General features: G+C 60.2%; 1 protein-coding gene and 1 pseudogene. One reads left to right on the top strand and one right to left on the bottom strand.

Annotated features, from left to right (window positions below; translation table 11 throughout):
- On the top strand, positions 1-206 hold a 206-nt coding region (locus AC1DU6_RS34785), incomplete at its 5' end, for a hypothetical protein (protein ID WP_477863080.1).
- Positions 207-230: 24 nt separating this feature from the next.
- On the opposite strand, the pseudogene AC1DU6_RS34780 reads toward AC1DU6_RS34785, so the two are convergent.
- A pseudogene (locus AC1DU6_RS34780) lies at positions 231-603 on the bottom strand (NADP-dependent oxidoreductase); the annotation flags it as partial.

The raw sequence follows: 603 nt of genomic DNA, 5'->3' as shown, positions 1-603 counted from the left end.
GCGTCAGGCACATCTGGGCGCCCTCGAGCAGTTTCATCATTCGTCCCGAGGACAAGCAGGAGACGATCGGTGTCAAGGAGGTCGGGCTCGTCGAATACAGTTTCCAGCCCAGCGGCTTTAAAGTTCGTCACAGCCGCGCACCGGGCCAGACCGACATCGATCTGTTCACCGTCATCAATGCGGACGGCACAGTGCGCCCGCAGTGATGACAGCTTGAAGGCGTATCCGCCTTACGCCTTGTCCGCGCCGACCCGCACGAGCTGCTTGCCGAAGTTCGCGCCTTTGAGCAGCCCCATGAACGCCGTCGGTGCATTGTCGAGACCTTCAGTGACGTGTTCCTTGTACTTCACCTTGCCCTCGCGCACCCATTGCGACATGTCGCGCAGGAAATCGCCATGCATCGATGCGAAGTCGCGCACGATAAAGCCGCGGAAGTTGAGGCGTTTGGTGAGCACGTTGCGCATCATCGCGCCGGCCCATTTGGGCGCCTCTGACGTCGTATCGTTGTACTGTGCGATCAGTCCGCATACCGGAATGCGCGCGAAGAAGTTCAGCAGCGGAAACACCGCCTCGAACACGGCGCCGCCGACATTCTCGAAATAC

It is taken from the genome of Roseateles sp. P5_B10 (assembly GCF_056400485.1).
The sequence above is the reverse complement of the archived record's forward strand: the minus strand, read 5'-3'. Positions and strand labels throughout refer to the sequence as shown.